We start from the raw sequence: 18480 nt of genomic DNA, 5'->3' as shown, positions 1-18480 counted from the left end.
TGGTCATTGGTCATTAGCAAATAACGAAAGACGAATGACAAATGATAATTTATCTACTTTCAAGGGTTTCCACTCGGAAACGTTCCACGGAGGCGATTAAGTCGCGGGATACACCTACTAAGTGTTGTAGGGCACCTGAAACTCGCTGTGCTTCTTGGGAGGTTTCTTGGGCTGTGAGTTCTACCGATTGCATTACGTGAGCGACGGCACGGGAGGTTTCCGTCTGTTCCACAGTATCGCTAGTGATGGAACGCACCAAGATATCGATGCGATTTGCCACTTGAATGATGTTTTCGAGCGATCGCTTGGCTTCTTCTGCCAGTTTTGTGCCTTTAATTACTTGTTGTGTGCCTTCTTCCATCGCGGTCATTACGGAGCCTGTTTCGCTTTGGATTTGCATCACAATTTGTTCGATTTCTTTCAAGGATTTGGCAGATTTGTCTGCTAACTGGCGCACTTCATCTGCTACGATTGCAAACCCGCGTCCGGCTTCTCCCGCCCTTGCCGCCTCAATACTGGCGTTGAGTGCCAGTAAGTTTGTTCTGGAAGCAATCTGAGAAATTAACGCCACAATTTTAGAAATTTCTTGGGAAGATTCCGCCAACCGCTTCACTTTTCGAGTTGTTTCGGCAACGGTTTCGCGAATTTCTAAAATCCCTGCCACAGTATTTTCTACTGCTTCGCCACCCTTGAGAGCGATCGTGCTGGCATCGCGGGCGACGGTTTCGGCTTCCCGCGCCGCCTCTGCTACCCGCTGAATCGAGTCGGTCATCACTTGTACGGAATTCAGCGTTACTGCCAACTCTTCTGCTTGCCGCAAAGCATCACTAGACAAGGCTCTAGCAAAGGTTTCTGAGTTGGTTGCACCTTTTGTCACTTCCTTGGCTGCCACTTTTACCTGTTGAACAATATCCCGCAGGTTTTGAATTGTCAGGTTAAAGGCGTCAGCTACGGCTCCGAGTACGTCGGCTGTGACTTCAGCTTGCACCGTTAAATCGCCTCTGGCAGCTCCTTCCACATCGTCCAACAACCGAATTACCTGGCGTTGCAGATTTTCCTTGGCTTCCTCTTGTTCGTCGGCTTTGCGTTGGGCTTCATTTGTGGTCGTGAAAATAATTCGCGCCATTTCATTAAAGCCACTAGCTAAATGCCCCAATTCATCTTCCGAATACACTGTGGCTTGAGCATTCAGATTTCCTTGACTTACAGCGTCAAACTGAGCTTGCAAATCCTTGGTTGTGCGCCGAATTTGCTTGAGTGTGATATTTCCCATAAAGCCTGCGGTAGCAAACCCCGTCAGGCCAGCCGCTAGTGCCATTGCCCAACCTGTATTCCGCACACTTTCCCTTTGTTGGGCTGGAGAAAACGTAGTAGCAACAAAGCTAACTGTAGCTACAACCAGTGCTGAGGCAATACCCACAGTCCCAGCAATTAACCATTGCTTCCTTTGGATGGGGGCATTTTCTAACGGTGCTAACCAGCCTTGCTCGACGCTGACATTGGGTTCTACCTTCGAGACTTCTGCTTGGGTAAAGGCTGGAACTGGTTCGTGCGAACCAGTGATCGTAAATAGTTCCTCTTCCCGATCTGCTGTAGTACTTGGAAAAGCCTCCAGGATTTGAGCGCGTCCAGTACTACCGGTTTCTGCTGCGGCAGAATGCATCGCCACATCACCGAAGTCTGAATCTCCTTCAATTAGGTCAAACCCTGGAATATTGCCTAAATCATCAAATTCCTCAAAGTCATCTAAAAATTCTATATTGCTCTTAGAATTTTCTCGATTCATTATATTGTTTGGTTCTTCATCAGAGTCAAAGCTATCTGAACCAAAGGCAGACTCAAATGCCTGGATATCAAAACTTTCATCCTCATCAAAGCTATTTTGATCTGAGAATTCAACTGATTTAAACTGCTTTCGATCCGAAATGAAATTGTTGTCATCAAGTGAAGAGTTATTAGAAAAACTTGGTTGAAATTTTGGCTCTGTATCCAAGTCTTTTTGTTCAAACCAATTCTTTGCTTTATTTTGTGATGAATTCTCTTGGGTGTTATATTCTAAGTTATTGTTTGGAAATCGATTGTTCGGTTTTTCTTCAGCAATCAATACAGTTTCATCTGCAAAATGAGGCTGTTCGAGTTCTAAACTTTCAACACTATAATCTTGAGGCTGGGAATCGCTCAAAAAATCGTCAAAATTATCGTTACCATTATCAATTCCTGAGGTAGAATTTGCAGAGTAGTTATGATTGTTAATAGTTGAGTTCTCGTTAGTGGAATTTATTTCATTTTCTGTAAAATGACTACTCACTAATGATTCTTGCAGACCTGCTTGGGAAGTATCTTCTTGCCAAAAAGCAGGTAAATCTAATTCGGCTTCCTCCTCCAAACTATTACTATTTGATTGTTCCTCTAATTCTTCATTTAAGGCAAAAGGATCTTGCCCAAAATTTATAGAAGAATCTGATATGTCTTCTGTTCTAATATTGCCCTCTGTGGGTATATCAAATGGATTCTTTGAAGGTAGTTCTTCACCTGTATTCACAGTTTGTTGAACATCTTCAAAAAAGTTCATATCCAGATTTTGGCTGTCAAATTCCTCATTAGCAGGCAAATCTTCCAATTCTTCGCTATATGCCAGCGGATCGGACATTTCTAGGGAATTTATTTGCTCTTGGCTTGCGGATGTATCAAGCTGACCGCCAAACGACTCTAGGTATTGATTAATATTCTCAATTCCATTATTGGCAAAACCAATAATTTCTGGGTCGTCAGTCAACTCTAATACCTGCTGATATTCTTGTTTTGCGACATCGTACTGCTGCAAAACATAGTAGATGTGACCCCTTAATAAATGGGAGTTTGGATCATCTGGTAAACTTTGCACCACTTGGTCAACTAAAGTGGCAGCAACGTCGTAATTTCTTTGAACATAGGCGGTCATCGCCTGTTGATATGTTGGTTCGCGATCGTCAATACTTGCTCCCATTTCCTCCTCCAATTTCATCCTGCCCATCGCGCACTCCGTAAAATAGCCGTTTGATCGAGCAGTCGTAGACACTGATTATTTTTAGCACCTAATACCCACTCACCACGTAAAAAAGGGGCCATAGTATCTGGAACGCTAGTTGGTGGCATGAGATTCTGGACATCCAGCCAGTCCATACCGCCGATTTCCTCTACTGCTAAACCCACTATTGTGTCTTGTTCTTCAATGGCAATTACTGGAATTTCAGCTTTATCCGTGTTTAATACACTTGGTTCGCCTAAAAATTGACCCAAATCAGCCACCCAAATAACTCGACCTCGTAAATTTAGAGTACCCAAAAGTAAAGGAGAAGCATTAGGAATCGGGGTGATTCTATCAGGACTTAGTTCGATTACTTCCCGGATGCCAGTTGCTTGTAGTGCAAACTCCTGATGCGAGGGAATGTAAAACCTCAAATGTAACTCACCTTCAGGACTTTCTACTTGTAATTCTGGTCGGAAATGATCTTGACCACTGCCACTTAAAAAGTCCGGTTTGCTGACCATATTGCTTTTATCCTTATCCTCGCAGCAGTTGTTTGACTGTTCCTACCAACTCGGTTGGTTGAAATGGTTTGGCGATGTAGGCGTCTGCACCTTGTTTCATGCCCCAGTAGCGATCGAATTCTTCGCCTTTGGAAGAACACATAACCACAGGAACATTTTGGGTTTTTGGATCGGACTTTAACCGCCGACAAACTTCGTAGCCATTCATCCGAGGCATGACAATATCCAACACCACTAAATCGGGAGGTGCTACTTGAATCGCCTCCAATGCTTCTAATCCGTCACTGGCATGGGTGACTGTTAGTCCAGTTGCTTTCAGGAGGTCTGTAATCATCTCCCTTTGCGCGATACTGTCTTCTACAATCAGAACTGTACTCATAAGTGTCTATCTACCTCCTGATGTAACGTTCCTATTTGGAACATTCCCTGATTCCCCCGCAAGTATTAACTGTATAAATTAAATTTAGCTTTTCACTAATTTCCTGGATATTGAGGTTTCACTGGGTTGGCTCATTCTGTGATAACATCTTTTACCTCATCTTTTAGTAGATCCACAAGTTTGAGATCTTTTTATGTGCCTCATAGATGAGGGAGACGCGGGGAATAAACCAATGCTCAATGCCCATTTCCATTAGTTATTGATATATTTCCCTACAAGCATTAGTAATTCATTGTCTGTAAATGGTTTTGTTAAATAATCTGTTGCGCCGACCATGCTAGCTTTGACTCGATCGATAAATCCATCTTTACCGGTAAGCATGATAATCGGTGTGAGCCGAAATGCTGTTGAGTGTCGCAACATGGCGCAAACCTCGTAGCCTTCTAATTCCGACATAGCAATGTCGCATAAAATTAAATCTGGTTTAAGTTGAAAAACCAGAGCGATCGCTTCTAGAGGATTAGTGAGAACGATCGCTTCATAACCTTGTGCTTGTAAGATGGAATTTATAGTCTCACCGATGGCGATCGCATCGTCAATACATACTATCCGCCCCCTGCTTTTTTGATTCAATTCTGAGTTATCAGTGTTAATCTCCGGTTGATTTGTCGCTGAATATACTAACTGAAGCCAACTCTGCTGCACATATGGATATATTGCCTTAGCCACTGTCAAAATATCTCGGTTAAGATAACGAGCCAGTTGACGCAGGGATGTTTTACCATCAGCCCAATGTTGTAGTTTATTGACGGTTGCTGCTGGTAGCGACGAGTGTGTATGAACTTTGTCAGATAGCACCAGTAATTGTTCGGGAGACTGAATGTACGGATAAAGTTGCTTCCATTCTTGCACCTGCTTAGTAATTTTTGTCACAAAGTGAGCAATCTCAAAAGTGTTTAATTGTGGGGCGAGCGCCGCACCTTGACGGAAAATGAAATTACCTTGATGTAAGCTCAGCAAATCAAATAAGGTTTCATGCACCAAGCCCTGGATAATACTAGCAGCTATCTTGGGGCTAATAATATTCTGTTCTAAGAGTGCCCAAAGATACGCGTACTCTGGCGCATCGGTTGATGAAAGGGAAGCAATTTGTTTGTCAGCAAGTCGCATCTCAACTCGGTAATGATGTAAATAATCGCTAATCCTGGATAAACTACTTTCCCCTTGTTGGCAATAGATGATTTGACCGTTGAGGAAAAAAACGAACCAAGACTGTTGTTTGGGGGGATATTTACTAGCTTTGTCTGTAGCAGATTTGTTGTTATGGTAATAGCTATAAGCTTCTACCCATAATTGCCCAGTTCGTTGTCCCAACTCAATTAGTTGCAAAATACTGCAAATATCAATTTCATTTAAATTTCCTTGCATTGAGTTAAAGAATACTCCTAATAGTGGCGTTTATATTATTTGTGAATTGTGTCTGTCAATCAATTTTGGATTTGAGATTTTGGATTGAAATAGATGCTTTGGGTAGGGACTTGAGAATTTGAAATTTGGAATTTTGGATTTCCGGGGGAGCTACTGTAATGGACGGGTCTCCAAATTTGAGCAGACTCTCATCAACTTACATCAGAGTATATAGCTTGTTTGTTTGTACCACTTCGTGGAAGGAACTACGCATGGTGTTCCGTAGTAAAGGAGTACTAAGGTAATTTTTAATCCAAAATCTCAAATCTCAAATCTGAAATCAGCACAGCTATAAACCTTAATCTTTCGTAATACACTTTGACAAAGCTAGTGTTAACACGGAAGTCATCATCACTGTCATCAGTACAAAATATAAAGGCGCGGCCAACTCGCTTTTATAAGTATCAAGACGTAACATCTCGCGTCTATAAATAGTTTTGTCTGTTTTGTTCTCTTAACTTAGGTTAGGTGAGACAAGTTAACAGAATTATCTCAGGTATATCTCAAAACACGAACTTTAAGTGCATCAATAAGGACTAACAGTGTGCTGTATTTAGCAGAAGTACAAAAACAGAAAGGTGGTTTACTCAGTGGTGGTGGCAAAGCCGAACTGAAACTACTAGCTTGTCAGCGAACTGACCAGAATTGGAGTACTGTGTCGGAAGAAGTGATTGCCGCTGAGGACGCAAGTAAATTAAATGATGGCGCCTTGGTACTGGTGGAACTGAATCCGAACCGCCAAGTACAACGGATTCAAGAAGCAGGGCGGCCGCTAGTCAATATTTTGCAGAATTTTTCCCGCCAATTGGAAAAATTTAAGCTCAAGGAAGATGAAATCGATCAGTGGAAGCAGTCGCTGACGTTTCAAGCGCAAGAGTTGAATCGGCGTGAAATGGAAATGGAAGCACGCTTAGAACAGCTGCAAAACATGGAAGATGAGTTACATCAACTGGAGGAGCAAAAACAGGAAGTTGATACATCTCGTGGGGAGATTGAACGCTTACAAGCAGAAATTGAGCGCAACCGTCAGGAATTGGAAGGCGCTTGGGAGCATTTGCGCGGGGAGCAGCGTCGCTTAGAGGAGCGTCAAGCAGATTTCAAACAAGGGGCGACTTTGGATGAGGAGCAAAGTCGGGCGATGAGTGAATTACTCGATCGCTTATCAAGTCGCGTTCCTACAGAAACAGTAAAACAAGACCTCGATCTTGGCTTGGAATTGCTAGAAAAGCAGCAAGCTATTCTAAGTCCTCACTGGGAACAACTACAGCAACAAAAAACTGCGATCGCACAACAACAGGAAGAAGTTGAGCGCTTGTCACAAATATTTAGCGATCGGCAAAATGCATGGCAACAAGGACAAAATTCGCTAGTCCAGCAAACAGCGCAATTGCAGATAAGTACAGCAGAGCTTAACAGCAAGCAAGAGTATATTCAAATCCTTAAAGAACAGCTACGCAATCAAGAAGATTTATATCAAAAAATTCATACCTTGGCTGCAACATCTGGTGATATGGTTCTCGGCCAACCAGTTGATGTAGAAGCTTTACAGAAAATGCCTCTAGATGAACTACAAAAGATAGTCCAAGACTTAGAGCAGAAATTGGAAATAGACGCAAGCTTTGTTCACGATCAAGAACAAGAACTGAAATATAAGCAAGAAGCTATAGAAGAACTAGAAAAGAAATTAAACCAAGCATCTGACCAGGATCACATCAATTTGGAACTGGAACTAAGGGATGAAAACGACCACTATCAGATGTTAAATTCTAGTTTAGTGGGACAACGCCGCAACATGCTACAGCGGCAGAAGTTTCTCAAGCAACATCAAAATATATTGCTGCGGCGACAAGGACATACTCTTCCTGACGAACAAGAGGGTAATCAAATTAATTTAGAGCCAATTCTGTTACAAATTGAAACCCAGCGACAACAATATTCACAGGAAATCCAAAAGTTAGAACGCGAGATTGAACAGACGCGTGCTGGTATCGATTTAGCTCAAGGAATGATTGACAATCAAACCCACGATTTGGAAGACAAGCAGCAAGAACTCAAAGCGATCGAAGAAAACTTACTGTCTCTACGGACAGCAACCGCTCAATGCTGTGGTCGAGTGAATCTCTACGAAGAAGCACTACAACCATTTCAAGATTGTCTAGACAGCTTACGGCAAAAGCTCCAAGGAATTGGAGAATCTTTGAATGGATTCAAGGAAAATAGCGATTCTCAACTCCAAGCGATCGCTCAGCTGCGCCAAACTCTCCAAAGTTTGATATCTCAACCTGAATTGTTAGCTTCTTGAAAAGTCAGTTGACTGTTCGCGGTTGACGCTGAACAGTGAGAGATTTTTTTATTTGGAAATTCCTAAGAATAACTTTAGCTATTAGCCTTGAACTTTAGTTCAAGGCGAGTGACTAGGCATTCTGCTGTGCAGCAAGCCTGACAGCTGCTACATCAACATTGAGTTGTTGAGCAATCTCTTCTACACTCATCCCTGTTTTTAGTAACAGGGGGACGGTAACTTTCAGTATTTCAGCTTCCCGTTCTTCTCGATCTTCTTCTCGACCCTCAACTTTCGCTTCTTAGTAAACTCTTGTTTCCTGTAAAGTCAATCCCAGCATAGCTTCTACTTCCTCTCTACTCAAGGTCGAAAACTTATAAACAGCGATTGTAGTAATAATATCTATGATTTCGTTTTTCGGCAGTCCGTCTGTTGACTCTAATTGTACCCGCTGAATTAATTGCTTTGCTTGTTGTGCGATCGCTTTCTCTGAGGCGATTGTCAACTGCATTAAATTGATGCCTATTGGCAGAGTATTGAAAGTGCCTAACTCATCCAAATAAATGTGCTGCACTTGGTCACTATTCAAAAATATTCGATGAGTTCTTGTATCGCTTGGTTCCAAACTGCGCGATCGAAAAATTACCACACAATATCAGACTTTAGTCTTAAGGTTAACGCTGTGGGTATATTACTAATTTTTTATATTTTCTTCAATAAATATTCCACTCATTCTTTAGCAGTTCCAGTTTAGAACTTTTTATATTTAAGCTCTTACACTCACTTAGAAATTCTGAAACTTGGGATTCTATTAGTGTTAAATTTCCTTCTCTAAGATTATCTATATAAGAAGCCACACATGAAGTTGTTAATTGAGGGGAAATTTCATCAATTAAAATATCATTTATAATTTCTTTTTCTATCCTCGATATGGCAAGGTAGAAGCAGCGCGATCGCTCTTGTGGATCTACTTGAGTTGGCTCAAAGAATACCAGGAACTTAATGCCCGAAGATATCAATGTACAAACTATGATGGAGTTTTAAATAGAGAATTAGTATAATTACGGGCTTAGTTATTACTCCATAAATAAACTAGGTTCTACATGGAAAAATTCTCCCAGCTTACGCGCTTGTTCTGTATTTATCTTCTTTTGTCCATTTAAAATATTATCAACCAACTCTTCTGTCCCTAAAACTGCTACTAAATCATCTCTACTTCTCTCAGATTCTTCTAAAATAAATAACAACATAGATACAGAATTATTCTGCTGGCTTGGCTGATAATATTCTTGTTCAAACTTTTCAATTAAAGTAATTAATAACTGATACAGTTCGTCTTCTTCTGGAGTAAGTTTCTGGTGCATTAAATCTTCTACAAGCTTTAAAGCTTGAGCATTTTCAGCTTCAGTTTTTATCAGCTTGGGAAGATAAGCTATTAATAATTCTCTATATTTATCAAAATTAAAAGTAAGGGTCATTTTTCCAGTTCTCCTTATCATATTTTCCAGGAGTGAAAATATACTTAATATAAATTAACTGCCCTTTATAATCTATACTGACAATCAAACGATATTTATTTTCTTTAATATTGAAAACTGTAAAATTGCCAACAGCTTCAGCTTTAGGAAAAACCTGCTGTACTTCAACTAAATTTGACCATTTAGCTTTAGTAGTAATCTTATACCAATTGCTTAATACTTCCTGAGAATCTGCATGATTTTCTGCATATTCTCTTAAGATTCTAAAACTAATAATGTGCATCGTCCCTGATAACAAAAAGACTTGAAATAACTATTTCAAACAGATCCAATCGCCTTGTACTTGAGCGATCGCCCCTCCAGGAAAAGGATCGGTTTGCGATCGATTTGGTGCTGTAATCAAAGCCGTTAATTTTTCAATATGCTCAAAACTAGGAGCATCAGCCAATATTTGCTGCAATACCTGACGCATCACGCGACGTTGCAGCGCCAATGGTGCTTTCTGCAACACCCGACGATTTAAACGTAAGTTAACGGAATCTTCTTCATGCCCCATGCTCCATCCCATCGCCTCTTCCCGCAATTTTTGAGCAGCTTTTTCCAAATATTCCACTTCTGCTTGTAGAAGTTCTGCTGTTTGGGCTAAGGCTGATTCTACTTGAGGATTGAAATTTTGCTGCAAATATGGTATTAATTCTTGGCGGATACGGTTGCGAGCGTATTTTAAATCTTCGTTAGTGTAATCTTCCCAAACTGGTAATTGAAAATCTTGGCAAAATTGTTGTGTTTGCGTGCGAGTAATTTCTAAAAGTGGGCGCACTAGCATAATGCCTGTAGTTAGGAGACGTTGCCAAGTCAAGGCTTGCAAGCCATCAGCACCAGTACCGCGAATTAAATTGTAAAGGAGGGTTTCGGCGCGATCGCTTTTCGTGTGTCCTGTAACAATATATTGATAATTATTTGCTTGGGCGATCGCACTTAAAGCTTGATAGCGCCAATCCCGTGCAGCAGCTTCACTATTTATAGGTTCGTTTGCTGTTTCTAAATAAAAGGAAATACCCCAACTTTTAGCTAAGTTTTCTACATGATTAGCATTAGCTTGGGAGTCAGAACGCCAGCGATGATCGCAGTGAGCAATACTTAAATGCCATCCCCATTTTGGTTGTAAATCTAACAGTAATTTAATTAAACACAGAGAATCTTGTCCGCCGGAAACAGCGACTAATAGCCTTTGCTGACGCTCAAATAAATGGCGCGATCGCAAAGTGCGATGTATTTTTGCATGTAGAGGAGTCCATACCATTCGTACTAATTCGTAATTCGTAATTACAGCAATTTAGGTGAGAGAATCGGGATCTATGCCGAGCGATCGCAACCGTTCTCGTAATAACTGGGCTTGTTGTTTTGCTTGTTGAGCTTCTTGTTCTGCTTGCTGCGCTTGTTGTTTTGCTTGCTGAGCTTCTTGTAGAGCAAGTTTTCTATCTTCTTCTGGTGTTAAAAACCTTTGTCCTTGTTGACTATACCAATACATCCACTCCCGTGGTATGCCTAGATAAATTCCTCGTTCGATGCCAATTCCTAAACCTATTTCTGGCAACCAAACTGGATTACCATTATGTAATTCATAAGTATTATTAACTAATTTGTAAACTTCTAAACGTGGTTTGCGGCGACGAAATGGGTTGTAAACTACATAATACAAAATTCCCAATTTTGCGTACTCTGCTTTTTTGGTCGAGTACTCACCACGGTATGTTTGAGATACCACCTCTAACACTAATATTGGCAGTATCTTTTCTTCCCAAAGCACGTAACTCGGACGCAGATTTTCATCATAAAATCGCTCAACGCCCAAGCTCAAAAATCCATCTGGGACTATTGCGGGCAAATCTGGGTCATAATAAATACCCATATCTACGCCAAAAAACCAATCCATGCGCTCTGCCCAAGCTATTGCTAGTATTGCTTTGAGTAAACCTGGAATTAAATCTTGTAATTCATTATCCACTGGCGTATCGTCAGAGTCTGGCAGTTCCTCAGATGAGGGCAAACAAGCTAATGGATCGTAATTTAGCATGATTGATTTACCGTTACTGAGTTATGAGTACATCTTTATTTTACAAATAAATTTTGATAGCAATTCAACACATCTTAATTTATTTGCAAACATGGAAAAACTCAGATTACCGACTTATTAAATAAGTCGGTAATCTTTTGATTATTGGGTATTTATTTAATTTTCTACTTGTTTAAGCTTTTGAAAAATTTCATCAAGTGGTGATTCAGAACCTTCAGGGCAAAATTCTAAAGCAAGTCTAACCTTTCCTTTTTTCCATCCCTGAGTGCTAAATTGTAAAACTTCACAATTTAAACCTTGAGTATACAAATCAGCTTCATTTGTATTTTCTGCCCCAATATAATCCTTAATTGCTGTAATCAAATCGCGAACTTTAAAAGTTTTAGCAATGTCTAACTTATTAAAAGTGTCTGGTTCTATGGACACAACTTCATCGTGATTTAGTCTCTCAAATCCATCTATCATAAAAATCTCCTGTCACTAAATCTATCTTTTCCAAAGATTTAGCAGCGCATCCGAAATAAAATGATGATTTTGTAGATTTGGCGGCGTAATCTACTTTTCTTGATAAGTGTTGACTGTCAACTGTTAACAGTCAACAGCCAACAGTCATCACTGATATTTTTGACAACTGAAATAAGATTGCTATATTTTGGTGAGTTTTTTTAGAAAAACCAACCGTAAGAATGCAAACCTTTACCCAAAAGATTTACACCGAGATAGCAAACCCAGACAACAACAAAGCCAGTTGCGGCTAAAATTGCAGGGCGACGGCCTTGCCAACCGCGGGTAATTCTGGCGTGGAGGTAGGCGGCGAACACTAACCAGGTGATTAGTGCCCAAGTTTCTTTGGGGTCCCAACTCCAATAAGAACCCCAGGCTTCATTAGCCCAAACGCCACCGGCAATAATGCCAATTGTCAGCAGGGGAAATCCTAGCCCGATAATGCGATAGCTGATGTTGTCGAGGGTTTCGGCGAGGCTAAGGCGTTGGGGTGAAAGAGGTTCGGAATTTGGGATTTCGGATTTGGGATTTGCGATTGGGGTTGTTGTGACTAAACCCAAAACAGCGGTGTTAGCGTTACCGTTGCCATTGCTAGTACTTTCAAAACGAGCATAGCCGTTATTTTCCACAGGAGGTGCTGATGATTCAGAAGTCAGTTCACCTGCTTTGTGCAAGCGGTAGCCGTTGCTGCGATAGCCACCAGTACCAACAGAACTGCCTTGTAGTTGAATGTTTTGACCGCGAGTGACAATTAGAAAAGCGATCGCCAATAGCGAACCTACCATCAAAGCAGAATAACTCAGCATCATGACGCTGACATGCATCATCAGCCAATTTGATTTCAAAGCAGGTACTAAAGGCTCTGACATTTGCATCTGAGATGGTAGCGTCATCGTCGCAAAAGCCACGATCGCCATTGCCACCGGAGCTGTCGCAACTCCAACTAAGCGGCTACGGCTGCTGTTTTCAGCAATCAGATGAACTGTAGTAATTCCCCAAGTTAAGAAAAACAAAGATTCATACAAATTGCTGAGGGGAAAATAACCCGCTTCTATCCATCGTGCCCCTAACAGTGTAGCTATACACAAATTAGCGATCGCCATCCCAGCTGTCCCCAAAGCGGCTAGATAAGGCAGATTCGGAAAAGCCGCTCCTCCCCAATACACCAGCATTGTCAGGAATAATACGGCAAAGGAAGCATTGTCCAGCCAGTTCTGGAGTACAACCAGATTCATAAAGTCTTCTCTCCGTGGATTCTTTAAAATATCGATTCTGACTGTTCCGATCCTATCTGCATTAGAGGGGAATGGGAAATGGGAAATGGGAAAGACAAGGGAAAAGGTTAAAGGTTAAAGGGAAAAGGGAAAAGGGAAAAGGTTAAAGGTTAAAGGGAAAAGGGAAAAGGGAAAAGGTTAAAGGTTAAAGGGAAAAGGGAAAAGGGAAAAGGAATAAATCTAATCTTTCCCCTTTTCCCCTTACCCCTTTCCCTTTTCCCATACCCTGTTTGCCCTGTTTGGCCTATCTAGTAACTTTTTTGAGTGCTATAAAAATGTCATAAAGATTACTACGACTGTCGCTGACAGCAGATGTCATACCAATTGAGCGCGTTGCATCCAGCAAAGTTTGTTGATTGGGGATCAGAGTTGGTAAGGGAAAATTTTTCGCAGTTCGTTCCACATCCAGGAAAAATTGACTATTTGTTGGATTGGGTTCTGTGGAAACTGTTTGCACGAAGGAAAGAGAACTAGCTAGCGGAATGTTGGGTTTGGGAAGTATTTTATCAGTGATGGGAGCGCCCATTACGAAGAAAGCTACATCTCCATCTAACCAGCCGTGAGTGGCGGTTAAAGTACCATAAGGTGATACCCAGTTAACAACGGGTTGACCTGCAACTTTCCCCGGTTGGACTTGAAACTGGTATTGATTTGTCATCACTTCATCAAGCTGGCTGATAGCTGCTTGGGCTGATTTGCGATCGCTTGTCTGTACCATGAACAGCAAACCCGCACGGAAATTATCTGGTGAACCTTCTTTTGGTGTATTAGGAATTATTGATAACGAAAACTCGCCTTTCATCCAACTGAGTAAATCTTTATCTAAATCGAGATCGGTAAGAGATTTTACACCACTTCGTAGTTGTTCTGGTGCGATCGGTGAAAGAGGATTTCCCTGAGATGTTAAAACGTATTCTCCCCACAACCGCTGTAAGTTTCCGCCAGAGAGCATCATTAAGGTTTCTGCTGGTAGGCGACTTTGCATTTTCCCAGCTTTGTTTTCCACCGCTAGCACGCGTTGACTATTAGGATTGAGCCAAGAAACGCCTTTTAAGCGGATTCCTTCTGGCTCTAAGGTCATTGTCGCCGCTAAACCTTGGTTATTTTGCAGTTGAGCTAAAACTTGAGTCGGTAAAGGACGGTTTGGAGAAGCAGCGGCTATTTTGGCTGCTGTTGGTACATTGACATAAAACTGGGCAAAGGGTTGTTTATTGGCGATTTTCGGGAAATTCTCCGCAAAGCCCCCTGTTGTGGCTAGGGATGTTTGACTTTTGTAGGCATCAATCGTTCTTTCTGTAGATTTGGGGCTATCAGTTATCACTAAAAAACGCCCATCTAGCAATGCTGCGGAAAAGTTTTCTCCTGAGAGTCCCTGATTTTGTTTGATGGCAATTCCTTGATAAGTACGCTCAACCCATTTGCCTTGTTTGAGAGTTTTAGGTTGTGCGAAGATGGTTTTTGCTATTTCTAGGTTTTTTACTGGCAATACCATTACCATCGACTGCTGATCCGCAGTTACATCTTCATTGGTGGTAACTGGTTTGGGTACAGATTTATTCGTTGTTTTTGGTGCGAGAATCGCAATTGTAACGTTATTGCCTACCCAAGGAGCAATATCTTTCTGGAAGTCATAACCATTATTAGTTAGAAAGCGATCGCGCAACTGTACTAAATTTTTATCTAGTTCTGCTTGGGTTTCCTTTGTCCCAAACTCCCGTAATTTCTGCCATTGCTGGGGATCTGTTGTTAAGGAAACCGCAAACAGAGCATCACCAGGAATAATATTTGCACCTACTAGCAAATCGTTCCAAGATGATTGCCTTTGCAACCAATATGCTGCACTTCCCGCAGCAATTAATAACCCAGCAGACGATAGCGTCAGCACCAGAGACGGCTTCTTCTTTTTCTTCATGGGAACAGACACAAGAGGCGGTGCCATTGAAACCTAATACCTCATACTTGCAAACTCATTACTTGCGTGATTGGTTCAGTCAATCAATTTTGAATTTTAAGATTTTCCGGAAAGTTCAGATCTTAACTTTCCAAGACTGATTTTGGATTTGTTCCCCACGCGAGGGCGGGGCACGAACCGAAATAATCTAAAATTTGAAAATCTAAAATCGAAATCGGTACGGTCAACCAAAAAGTTTCTCGTTATTTAGGGCAGCTAAGTAGATAAATTTTTCCACCCTAGACATAGATCGTATTTCCGTAATCAATTTTATTTTCCTGCTGTTTCAAAAGCGCTGTTTTAGTGGTTAGTTACCTTTTTTAACACGCTTTGCTGAATTTCGCAGAACGCTTCCTTTAAAAGGATGCCTCTACGGAAAGTCATCGATAGTTCAATTCCTTATTTCAGGCACTTCGAGGATATAACTAAGTTGGCAAAGCTGCAAGTAATTAGTAACTTACACTTCCTTATATTTACAGAACTGTTATCTTTTATATTGACTTTATATAACCTAGAATAATTCAGTATTTATTATTTTGTATTGGTTGCCAATAAAGGAATCCAAATATATTTTGTAATTATAATTTTCGTCAACCTGTATTATTTGAAGCTAAAAATTGTTATTTCTGCTGAGAACTAACTGCGAATTTTTTGAAATCAAAAATTAAATAATTAAAAATTAATCATGCTTTTGGGGTTAAGTAATCTCCGAATTGGCAATATTTGAGTAGAGACACAAAATTCTGCGTTTCTACTACAACTTGCCCAAATCCTCGCTTTTTCGTCGCTATACCTCAGCATTCACAGCGCTTAACTGCATAGGTCCCAAATATTTCGTTAAATAAGGCGAAAAAACTTCATAAATTAAGGTAAGCGGCTGTCCATGATGCCAAAACAGGTAGTGGCGGCCCCAAAAAGGCCCGTTTACGTTAAAACCTGACTGTAGCGCTGGAGAGTAACCGTAATAAATCCCTCGCACATCCCGATACAACTCTGTGCGGAGACGAGCCAAACTAGCCCAAATTGGTAATGAGCGATTTTGCAAATACTCATCTACATGGCTGGCTTCCCACCACGAAGTCGCATAGGCTAATCGCTGACCAGAAGCAGTACGCAGCCACACTTGTCGCCGTAGTCGCGGCCCTGGCACAGCTTGGATTAAGTCAGGCGCATTATCCAAGTCCATACCAATTAATGACATATCAATGACATCTACTTCTGTAGGCTCACCTGTGAGCAATTCTAAGTGACGCGTTGGTGAACCGTCCCCTAAAAGTAGTAGCTGCCAAGCTGGTGCAAGCTGAGTGTGAGGCAAACTTTTTTGAATTACTTCCTCCCCTCCTTGCCAAATTGGAGTCAGGCGATGCCAACCCGCTGGCAGTGTTAAGTTGTTCGTTGGCGTAAAAGTAATAGTCAATGTTTTTTACAAAACTTCACCTATCTCTATAAAAGCATAAAAAATCATAGAGTCATTAGTCATTTGTCATTAGTCATTGGGAATTAAGAGTTAGGAGTTGGGAGTTGGGAGTTTCGAGTTATTATTCTCCTCTGCTCCTCTGCTCCCCTGCTCCCCATCTCCCCATACCCACCTAGATTTAAGGGTCAACAGTCTCAGGTGTTTCGACCCTTTGACTATTGACCCTTGATGAATAAACTAAAAATGCGGATGGCGAGACTCGAACTCGCAAGGCAAAGCCACACGCACCTCAAGCGTGCGCGTATACCAATTCCGCCACATCCGCGCAGGTTGTCTAAATATAGACTATAGCATAAGAAAATAATTATAGTAAGGTGAGTTCTCGGTTTCAGTTGGAAAAAATTTAAGTGTACGGTTTTATAAATTTCCTCAAGGCGGTATCAGACTGACAGAAATATAGCCGATGCACAAGTGATATTAAAAGGGTTAGAGCTACTGTAAGAGGCACAATGGGGGACAAAAGCTGTCGTTTAAAAGGTGACGCCTTTTGAGGGAAAAACTAATTCGGGAAACTGGCAAGATTAGCAACAGCAATGTTGTTAATCTAGTTAAGCCCCGTAGAGGCAGCAAGCCCAATTCTTGACTTTGGTGAAGATGAAGGTTGGGAATCTCCTGTCATAATTTGAAATAACGCGAAAGCGTTGTTGCAAATCAGATGGGAGAAAATGTCAATCTACTGGTACTAATATCGAAACTCCAAAATGAAGTTTGACAAAATATTAATTGCCAATCGGGGAGAAATCGCCCTTCGCATTCTCCGCGCCTGTGAAGAAATGGGAATTGCGACAGTTGCGGTTCACTCCAGTGTTGACCGTAATGCTCTCCACGTTCAACTTGCTGATGAAGCGGTTTGCATTGGCGAACCTGCTAGCAGTAAGAGTTATTTGAATATTCCCAATATCATTGCTGCTGCATTGACTCGCAATGCCACTGCTATTCATCCAGGTTATGGGTTTTTGGCGGAAAACGCCAAATTTGCAGAAATCTGTGCTGCCCATGACATTGCTTTTATCGGCCCAACTCCTGAAGCTATCAGGCAGATGGGGGATAAATCTACTGCCAAAGAAACCATGCAAAAAGCTGGAGTTCCGACAGTACCGGGTAGTAATGGGTTGGTAGAATCCGAGGAAGAAGGATTACAATTCGCTAAGGATATCGGCTATCCAGTGATGATTAAAGCCACAGCAGGTGGTGGCGGCCGGGGTATGCGTTTGGTGCATTCTGAAGACGAATTTGTCAAACTTTTTCTAGCAGCCCAAGGGGAAGCAGGAGCAGCTTTTGGTAATTCTGGCGTTTACATAGAAAAATTTATTGAACGTCCTCGGCACATTGAATTTCAAATTTTGGCAGATAACTACGGCAATGTTATCCACTTAGGCGAACGAGATTGCTCAATTCAGCGCCGGAATCAAAAGTTATTAGAGGAGGCTCCTAGTCCGGCTCTTGATTCAGACCTGCGGGAGAAAATGGGACAAGCTGCTGTCAAGGCTGCCCAATTCATTAACTACACTGGGGCGGGCACTATCGAGTTTCTCTTGGATAGATTCGGTAAATTCTACTTTATGGAAATGAACACCCGAATTCAAGTAGAACATCCAGTAACAGAGATGATTACTGGAGTAGACTTGGTTGCCGAACAAATCCGGGTTGCTCAAGGGGAAAGATTAAAGCTTACCCAAGACCAAGTAGTTTTACGCGGTCATGCGATCGAATGTCGGATTAACGCTGAAGATCCCGATCGCGATTTTCGCCCATCTCCAGGACGAATTAGCGGCTATCTGCCCCCTGGAGGCCCTGGTGTTCGCATTGATTCCCACGTCTACACAGATTACCAAATTCCCCCTTATTACGATTCCTTGATTGGTAAGTTAATTGTTTGGGGGCCAGATCGCCCTACTGCTATTAACCGCATGAAACGCGCACTACGGGAATGTGCCATTACCGGATTACCTACTACTATCGGGTTTCACCAAAAAATTATGGAAACTCCACAGTTTTTACAAGGTAATGTGTATACAAATTTTGTGCAGGAGATGAACGGGTAGGCTGGCAACGCCTTGG

At 41.6% G+C, this 18480-nt stretch carries 14 protein-coding genes, 1 tRNA gene and 1 pseudogene; 2 read left to right on the top strand and 14 right to left on the bottom strand.

All coding sequences use genetic code 11. The features are described from left to right. Positions 1 to 49: 49 nt before the first annotated feature. From NSTC745_RS13965 to NSTC745_RS13950, 4 genes are all read right to left on the bottom strand, one after another. Positions 50 to 2986, bottom strand: a complete 2937-nt coding sequence (locus tag NSTC745_RS13965; protein WP_445637671.1) for a methyl-accepting chemotaxis protein — start codon at positions 2984 to 2986, stop codon at positions 50 to 52. A 14-nt stretch (positions 2987 to 3000) separates the two neighbouring features. After that, positions 3001 to 3531, bottom strand: a complete 531-nt coding sequence (locus tag NSTC745_RS13960) for a chemotaxis protein CheW (protein ID WP_096534503.1) — start codon at positions 3529 to 3531, stop codon at positions 3001 to 3003. A 13-nt stretch (positions 3532 to 3544) separates the two neighbouring features. After that, positions 3545 to 3910 carry a response regulator transcription factor gene (locus NSTC745_RS13955; RefSeq protein WP_012412195.1) on the bottom strand — a complete coding sequence of 122 codons (366 nt, stop codon included), beginning with the start codon at positions 3908 to 3910 and terminating at the stop codon, positions 3545 to 3547. A 252-nt stretch (positions 3911 to 4162) separates the two neighbouring features. Further along, positions 4163 to 5338, bottom strand: coding sequence for a response regulator (locus tag NSTC745_RS13950; protein ID WP_445637670.1), 1176 nt, complete (start codon positions 5336 to 5338; stop codon positions 4163 to 4165). 583 nt (positions 5339 to 5921) lie between these two features. On the opposite strand from NSTC745_RS13950, the gene hmpF reads away from it, so the two are divergent. Beyond that, the gene (gene hmpF / locus NSTC745_RS13945; protein ID WP_445637669.1) at positions 5922 to 7679 is read left to right on the top strand and encodes a pilus motility taxis protein HmpF; all 1758 of its coding nucleotides are present in this window, start codon (positions 5922 to 5924) and stop codon (positions 7677 to 7679) included. 112 nt (positions 7680 to 7791) lie between these two features. Here the strand turns inward: hmpF and NSTC745_RS13940 are convergent. The 10 genes and pseudogenes from NSTC745_RS13940 to NSTC745_RS13895 all read right to left on the bottom strand — a co-directional run. Then, a pseudogene (locus tag NSTC745_RS13940) lies at positions 7792 to 8313 on the bottom strand (DUF2887 domain-containing protein); the annotation flags it as partial. 421 nt (positions 8314 to 8734) lie between these two features. Further along, complete coding sequence (locus NSTC745_RS13935; RefSeq protein ID WP_445637668.1) at positions 8735 to 9136, bottom strand: helix-turn-helix domain-containing protein; 402 nt, start codon at positions 9134 to 9136, stop codon at positions 8735 to 8737. Next, positions 9120 to 9419: a type II toxin-antitoxin system HigB family toxin gene (locus NSTC745_RS13930; protein ID WP_445637667.1), complete on the bottom strand. Its 300-nt coding sequence runs from the start codon at positions 9417 to 9419 to the stop codon at positions 9120 to 9122. The genes NSTC745_RS13935 and NSTC745_RS13930 overlap by 17 nt, the downstream gene beginning before the upstream one ends. 30 nt (positions 9420 to 9449) lie before the next feature. After that, positions 9450 to 10439: a tRNA lysidine(34) synthetase TilS gene (gene tilS / locus NSTC745_RS13925; protein WP_445637666.1), complete on the bottom strand. Its 990-nt coding sequence runs from the start codon at positions 10437 to 10439 to the stop codon at positions 9450 to 9452. Positions 10440 to 10472: 33 nt separating this feature from the next. Continuing rightward, entirely contained in the window at positions 10473 to 11213 is a 741-nt protein-coding gene (locus NSTC745_RS13920) for a Uma2 family endonuclease (protein WP_445637665.1), read from the bottom strand. A gap of 156 nt (positions 11214 to 11369) precedes the next feature. Next, positions 11370 to 11678, bottom strand: coding sequence for a KGK domain-containing protein (locus tag NSTC745_RS13915; protein ID WP_096534509.1), 309 nt, complete (start codon positions 11676 to 11678; stop codon positions 11370 to 11372). A gap of 200 nt (positions 11679 to 11878) precedes the next feature. Continuing rightward, positions 11879 to 12952 (bottom strand): c-type cytochrome biogenesis protein CcsB, encoded by a 1074-nt coding sequence (gene ccsB / locus NSTC745_RS13910; protein ID WP_445637664.1) that lies wholly within the window; start codon positions 12950 to 12952, stop codon positions 11879 to 11881. Between the two features lie 283 nt (positions 12953 to 13235). Further along, on the bottom strand, positions 13236 to 14930 hold the full coding sequence (locus NSTC745_RS13905; RefSeq protein ID WP_445637663.1) for a DUF3352 domain-containing protein: 1695 nt from the start codon (positions 14928 to 14930) through the stop codon (positions 13236 to 13238). 799 nt (positions 14931 to 15729) lie between these two features. Next, positions 15730 to 16359, bottom strand: a complete 630-nt coding sequence (locus NSTC745_RS13900) for a chorismate lyase (protein ID WP_445637662.1) — start codon at positions 16357 to 16359, stop codon at positions 15730 to 15732. A gap of 244 nt (positions 16360 to 16603) precedes the next feature. Further along, positions 16604 to 16684 (bottom strand) — tRNA-Leu (locus NSTC745_RS13895). A gap of 436 nt (positions 16685 to 17120) precedes the next feature. Here NSTC745_RS13895 and accC point away from each other — a divergent pair. Beyond that, on the top strand, positions 17121 to 18464 hold the full coding sequence (gene accC, locus NSTC745_RS13890) for an acetyl-CoA carboxylase biotin carboxylase subunit (RefSeq protein WP_445637661.1): 1344 nt from the start codon (positions 17121 to 17123) through the stop codon (positions 18462 to 18464). Positions 18465 to 18480 lie beyond the last annotated feature (16 nt).

It is taken from the genome of Nostoc sp. DSM 114161 (assembly GCF_052692665.1).
The sequence above is the reverse complement of the archived record's forward strand: the minus strand, read 5'-3'. Positions and strand labels throughout refer to the sequence as shown.